At 74.4% G+C, this 6,943-nt stretch carries 1 protein-coding gene; it reads right to left on the reverse strand.

What is annotated here, in order from left to right; genetic code table 11:
• On the reverse strand, positions 1-6,943 hold a 6,943-nt coding region (locus SCA03_RS35435), incomplete at both ends, for a condensation domain-containing protein (protein WP_170223874.1).

The raw sequence follows: 6,943 nt of genomic DNA on the forward strand, positions 1-6,943 counted from the left end.
GACGACGACACAGCCGCCCCGTAGCAGCGGCGCCCACACCTCGTACGTCGCCGCATCGAACGCATGCGGAGAGTGGAACAGCACCCGCTCATGCGCAGGCGAGGCAAACCGCTCGTCGCGAGCCAGCGCCACCACATCCGCGTGCGTGACCGCCACACCCTTCGGCCGACCCGTCGACCCCGACGTGAACATCACATACGCCAACGACTCCGCCGCCACACGAGCAGGCAGTGCTCCCGCCGCCTCACTCGGCCGGGCATCGACGCGTACGACCGCCACGCCCGCGCCCTGCGCACGGTCCTCCAACCCGGAGTCCGCCACCACCAGACAGGCGCCGCTGTCCTCCAGCACATGGCGCAACCGTTCGTCGGGGAACGCGGCGTTCAACGGGACATACGCCGCACCCGCCTTGAGCACGGCGAGCATCGCCACCACCACGTCGGACGACCTGCCGAGCAGCAGCCCCACGCGGGACTCCGACCGCACGCCCCGGGCAACAAGCACTCCGGCCAGACGGCTGGACGCGGCGTCCAACTCTCCGTAGCTGAGCGTTCGTTCGCCGCACACCACCGCCGGAGCCGACGGACGGGCAGCGGCCTGTTCGGCGAACACGTCCACCAGGGAACGCCCCGCGGGCGCACCCACCACGCCCGACCACTCGGCGCCCAGCACCCGCTCCAGCTCCGCACCGGAGGTCAACGGCAGGGCGCCCAGGGGGCGTTGCGGGTGCGCGGTCAGGCTGTGGAGGGTGTGGGAGAGGTGGTCGGCGAGGCGGTGGGCCGTGGTGGTGGTGAACAGGTCGGGGTCGTAGGCGAGGGTCATGCTCAGGGCCTCGGTGCCGCCGGCGATGAGGGTGAGCGCGTAGTTGGTGGACTCGACGGCACGGACGTCCGTCAGGGAGATGCCGTGCCGGTCGGCGGCCGCACCGTCGACGGGATAGTTCTCGAAGACGACGAGGCTGTCGAACAGCGGGGCTCCGGCGGGGAGTTCGGTCTCGATGTCGGACAGCGCCACGTACTCGTGGGGGCGCGATGCGGCCTGTGCCGTGTGCAGGGCGCTCAGCCAGTCCGCCACGGTCGTGTCCCGGTCGATGCCGACCCGCACGGGCAGCGTGTTGATGAACAGGCCGAGGATGTCCTCCGCACCGGCGAGTTCGTCGGGGCGTCCGGAGACCGTGGCGCCGAACACGACGTCGCGGGTGCCGGACCAGGTGGCCAGCAGCAGCGACCAGGCGCCCTGCACCAGGGTGTTGACGGTGATGCGGTGGCGGCGGGCGAAGGCGACGGCGGCGGTCGCGGTCCCCTCGGGCAGGGTCACGGGCAGGCGCTCGGTGGAGCGACCGCGGTGCGCCCAATCGGACCGGTGGTCGTAGGGCAGGGCGGTCGGCTCGGTCCAGCCGGCGAGCCGGTCACGCCAGTAGGCGCGGCCCTCGGCGTGGTCGCGTCCTGCGAGCCAGCGCAGATAGTCGCCGAAGTCGCCACGCGGTGCCGGTTCGGGGACGGGCGCCGGGTGCGGCGTTCCCGGCCGGGCAGTGCAGGATCGGTCGGTGCCGGACCGGTCGGTTCCGGGGCGCGGCCCGGGCGCGTGCGCGGCGCAGTCGGTGAGGATGTCGGTGAGCAGGGCGGCGCTGCTCCAGCCGTCCAGCAGCACGTGGTGGAAGGTCCATACGAGTTGGACGCGCCCGGCGGGCAGCCGCGCCAGATGGACCCGCTGGAGCGGGGCCGTGGTCAGGTCGAGGCCGAGTTGCCGTTCGCTGCGCAGGAGTCGGGTCACGCGGGCTTCGCGTTCCTCTTCGGTGCAGTCGCTCCAGTCGTGGGTGACGACCGGTACCCGCACGTCGCGGTGCACGATCTGCACGGGGCGTGCGGTGTGTTCCCAGGACACCGCGACGCGCAGCGCGTCCGTCCGGTCGGAGGCGCGCTGCCAGGCGGCGGCGAGCGCCTCGGGGCCGGGCACGCCGTCGAGGACGCAGGCGAGCTGTTCGAGGTAGGCGGGCGCGCCGGCTCCCTCGCCGGAACCCGGGACAGCGCCGGAACGCGGGTCAGTGCCAGAACCCGGGACAGTGCCGGAACCCGGTTCCGCGCCGTGGCTCCGATCGCCGTCCGGGCCCCGATCGCCGTCCGGGCCCCGATCCACGTCCGGGCCCCGGTCCTGGCCGGGCTCAGGGACACGCTCGCGGGTCGGGGTGCCGTCGGCCGGAGTGCCGTCGGCCGCGGAACCGTCGGCCGGAGTGCCGTCGGCCGTGGAACCGTCGGTCGGGGCGCCGTCGGTCGGGGCGGTGGTGCTGCCCCCGTCGGTGAGGGCGTGGAAGAGCATGCCTTCCTGGAGGGGCGTGAGGGGGTAGATGTCCTCGACGTCCCGCCCGTCGCCCGCCAGCCGGTCCACCTCCTCCGGGCTCAGATCCACCAGCGGGAAGTCGGACGGTGTGCAGGCGCCGGAGTCGGGCTCGGCGCAGTGCGCGACGAACGACCGCAGCTCGTCCGCGAAGCGCCGGGCCAGTGTCTCCACGGTCTCCCGGTGGTGGACGCCCGTCCCGTACGTCCACGCGAAGGTGAGCCGGCCGTCCTGGACGGCGCCGGTGATGTCGAGCAGATGGGTGCGGCGTTCTGCTCCGCTGTGGTCCGCCCCGGCGACGGGGAGTTCCGCGCGGTAGAAGCCGCCGCTGCCGGCCCCGTCGGGCTGTGCGACCTCGAACCTGCCGTGGTAGTTGAAGCTGACGCACGGCTCGGGCCCCTCGCGCAGGGCCTCGGCGGCCGGTCCGGTCGCCAGATGGCGGAGCGCCCCGTAGCCGACGCCGCGGTGCGGGACGGCACGCAGCTGCTCCTTGACGGCGGTGACGTCGCCTCGCCACCCCGCGTCCTCCGGCGGCAGGCGCAGCGCAACCGGGTAGAGGGAGGTGAACCAGCCGACGGTGCGGGTGAGGTCGACGTCGTCGAAGAGGTCCTCGCGGCCGTGGCCCTCCAGGTGGAGCGCGACGCTGTCGCGGCCCGTCCAGGTGCGCAGGGCGCGGGCGAGCGCCGTCAGCAGGACGTCGTCCGTGCGGGTGCGGTAGACGGTGGAGACACGGTGCAGCAGCGCCTCGGTGTAGTCCGCTCCCAACTCCACGGTGACGGTGTCCTGTTGGGCGACGGTTCCGGCGTCGGGCAGGCCCTTGGAGAGATTCGCGGGAAGGCTCGCGGGACGGTTCGCGGGGAGGTCCACGGGAAGGGCCGTGTCGACGCCGTCCAGGGCGGCGAGCCAGTGGTCCGCCTCGTCGTCGAAGCCGCCGGCCGAGGCGTGTGCGGTGAGCCGGTCGGCCCACTGCCGCACCGAGGTGGTCTTCGGCCCGAGGTCGACGGCGCGGCCCTCCGCCGCCTGTGCGTAGGCGGTGGCGAGGTCGTCCAGCAGGATCCGCCACGAGACCCCGTCGACGACCAGGTGGTGCGCGGTCAGCAGAATGCGCGGGCCGCTGCCGTCCGCGGCCAGGCCGAGCACGACGCGCAGCAGCGGTCCCCTGTCGAGCCGGAAGGCGGACTGCACTCCGGCGGTGACGGCACGCCACGCCGCATCCAGCGGGTCGTCGACGGCGGTGGCATCGGGTGCCGGGGCTGCGTCCGGCGTCGCCGTCTGCGGGGAGGGGGCGAGTTCATGGACGGTGAGGACCTCGTCCACGTCCGCGTGGGGCCTGATGTGCGCGGCGCCGTCGTCGGTGAACACGGTGCGCAGCGCGTCGTGTTGGGCGAGCACCGCTTCCAGGGCCGCGCGCAGCGCCGTCGGGTCGAGCCCTTCGGCGAGGCGGAAGGACATCGACATGGTGAAGTGGTGCGCAGCCACCGGATGGTTGTCGAAGAACCATGCGCGGATCGGTGTGGGGGCGACGGGCCCGTGCACGGCGCCCTGTTCGGCGAGGGTCCGTGACCGGCCCGCGGCGCCCTCCGGGTCCGGCTGCCCGGCGACGGACGCCAGCTCGGCGACGGTCTGGCGCAGGAAGACATCGCGGGACGACAGGGCGAGTCCGGCCCTGCGGGCACGGGAGACGACCTGGATGCTGAGGATGGAGTCCCCGCCGAGGTCGAAGAAGTTGTCCCGCACACCGACCCGTTCGGCGCCCAGCACCTCGGCCCAGATCGCCGCGAGGACGCGTTCCGTCCCGGTGCGGGGCGGCACATGGTGTGCGGCGGCGCCGTCCCGGCCGCCGGGGTCGGGCAGCGCGGCCTTGTCGACCTTGCCGTTGGCGTTCAGCGGGATCGCGTCCAGCGTCACGAAGGCGGACGGGACCAAGTGGTCCGGCAGCAGCGCCGCCGCGTGCTCCCGCAGCGCGCCCGCGTCCGGCACCCCGGCACCGTTGGCCGACGCCTCCGCGCCCCTCGCGCCCACGCCTGCGTCCGCACCCGCGCCCGCGCCCACACCTGGGCCTGCGCCTCCGCCTGCGCCCGGGTCCACGCCTGCGGCTGCGGCTGCGGCTGCGCCCGCAACCGCGTCCGCGCCCGCGTCCGCACCCGTGCCCGTGCCCGTGCCCGTGCCCGTGCCTCCAGCAGTCTCCGCCGAGCCCTCCGCCGCCGAGCCCTCCGCCGGGACGACGTACGCGACCAGCCGGGTCGTTCCCCGGCTGTCCGCGCGGGCCACCACGACCGCCTGGCCGACCGTGCCGTGCGCGGCCAGCACGGCCTCGATCTCCCGCGGCTCGACGCGGAACCCGCGCACCTTCACCTGGTCGTCACCGCGGCCGACGAACTCCAGCTGCCCGTCGGCGCGCCGGCGCACCAGGTCGCCCGTGCGGTACAGACGGCCGCCGGCGCCGAACGGGTCGGCGACGAAGGAACCGGCGGTGAGGCCGGGGCGGTTGAGGTAGCCGCGCGCCAGCCCGCTTCCCGCGACGTACAGCTCGCCCGCCACGCCGGTGGGGACGGGACGCAGCCGGTCGTCGAGGACGTACGTCCGGGTGTTCGCGACGGGCGTGCCGATGGGCGGTACGCCGGTGCCGGGCGCGAGCGGGCCGCTGGTGGTCGCGCACACCGTGGTCTCGGTGGGCCCGTACGCGTTGATCAGCCGGCGGCCCGGTGCGCAGCGGTCCACCAGCTCGGGCGGGCACGCCTCGCCCGCCACCGTCAGCACGCCGGGCAGCTCCCGTTCGTCGAGCGCGGCCACCAGTGCGGGCGGCAACGTGGCGTGTGTGACCCCGTGTTCCGCGACGATCCGGCCGATCCGCTCACCCCGGTCGCTGCCGCCCCTGCCGGGCCGCCGACCGCCCCCGCCGTCCCCGCCGCCCTCGGCGTCCTCGCTGCCCTCGGCGTCCTCGCTGTCGATGACGAGGGCCGCTCCCGACAGCAGGGCCATGCACAGCTCCCACCAGGACGCGTCGAACCCCGGCGAGGCGAACATCAGGACGCGGGAGCCGGGCCCCACGCCGAGCCGTCCGGCCTGGGAAGCGGCCAGGCTCGCCACTCCGGCGTGGGTGACGAGCACGCCCTTGGGCCGGCCCGTCGAACCCGAGGTGTGGATGACATAGGCCCCCGCGTCGAGCGGCACCGGCACGGCGGGGTCGTCCGGCTCCTGCGCGTCGACGGCACGCACGGTCTCCGGGTCGTCGAGCCGTACGGTCCGCACCCCGGCCCCGGCCCGGGCCCTGCCCCCGGCCTCGTCCGCGGGAGCCACCGACGGCTGCCCGGCCAGGGTCACGACCACGGTGGCGGCGCTGTCGGACAGCTGATAGGCGATGCGTTCCGCGGGATACGAGGGGTCGACGGGCACATAGGTGGCGCCCGCCTTCAGCACGGCGAGGACCGCGCAGACCAGATCGACGGACCGGGGCAGCAGCAGCGCCACCCGCGCCCCGGCACCGACCCCGGCCTCCGCACGCAGATACCGGGCCAGCCGGTTCGCCCGCGCGTCGATCTGCGCGTAGGTCAGCGTCCGCGTGCCCTGGACGACGGCCGTCGCGGCGGGGTCGGCGGCGACGACCCGTGCGAACAGCTCCGGCACGGCCAGCGCGGGCACCTCGACGGCCGTGGCGGCGGCCTGGTCCGCCAGCTGCTTCCGCTCGGCCGGGGTGAGCAGACCGGCCGTGTGCAGCGGCCGGTCCGGCGCCGCGGTCAACTCCTCGGCCAGCACGAGCCAGTGGTCGGCGAACCGCGCGATCGTCGCGGCGTCGAACAGCTCGGTGCTGTACTCGACACCCACGTGCAGGCCGTCCTCGTCCTCGCGGAAGCCCACGGTGAGGTCGAACTGTGCGGTCTCGCGCGGCACCTCCACCGGTGCGCAGGCGAGCCCGGGCAGCGCGAAAGAGGCGTCCGGGGTGTTCTGCAAGCTCACCATCGCCTGCACCAGCGGCGTCCGGCTGGTGTCCCTGACGGGGTCCAGCTCGTCGATGAGCCTGCTGAACGGCACGTCCTGGTGCGCGAAGGCGTCCAGAACCGTGGCGCGCACCTCGGCCAGGTGCTCCTCGAACGTCCGGGAGTCGTCGACACGGGACCGCAGCACGAGCGTGTTGACGAAGAAGCCGACCAGCCCCTCCAGCTCCGCCCGGTCCCGCCCGGAGACGGCCGTGCCCACGGCGACATCGCGGGTGTTCGCGTAGCGCGCGAGCAGCAGCTGGGTGACGGCCGTGAGCACCATGAACAGGCTCACGCCGGTCCGCTCGCCCACCTCGTGCAATCGGGCCGAGAGGTGCGCGGACACCTCGAAGGTGTGCAGCGCGCCCGCACTCGTCCGCACGGCGGGACGCGGCCGGTCCGTCGGCAACTCCAACGGCTCCAGGCCGTCCAACCGCCCACGCCAGTAGTCCAGTTGGCCGTCCAGGGCATCACCCGAGAGCCGCTCACGCTGCCAGACCGCGTAGTCCCCGTACTGCACGGGAAGTTCCGGCAGCTCCGCCGGACGCCCCTGCACCGCAGCCGCGTACAGCTCACTCAGCTCCCGCGTGATCACACCCATCGACCACCCGTCGGTCACGATGTGATGCAGG

The organism is Streptomyces cacaoi, from assembly GCF_006539165.1.
Taxonomy (GTDB): domain Bacteria; phylum Actinomycetota; class Actinomycetes; order Streptomycetales; family Streptomycetaceae; genus Streptomyces; species Streptomyces cacaoi.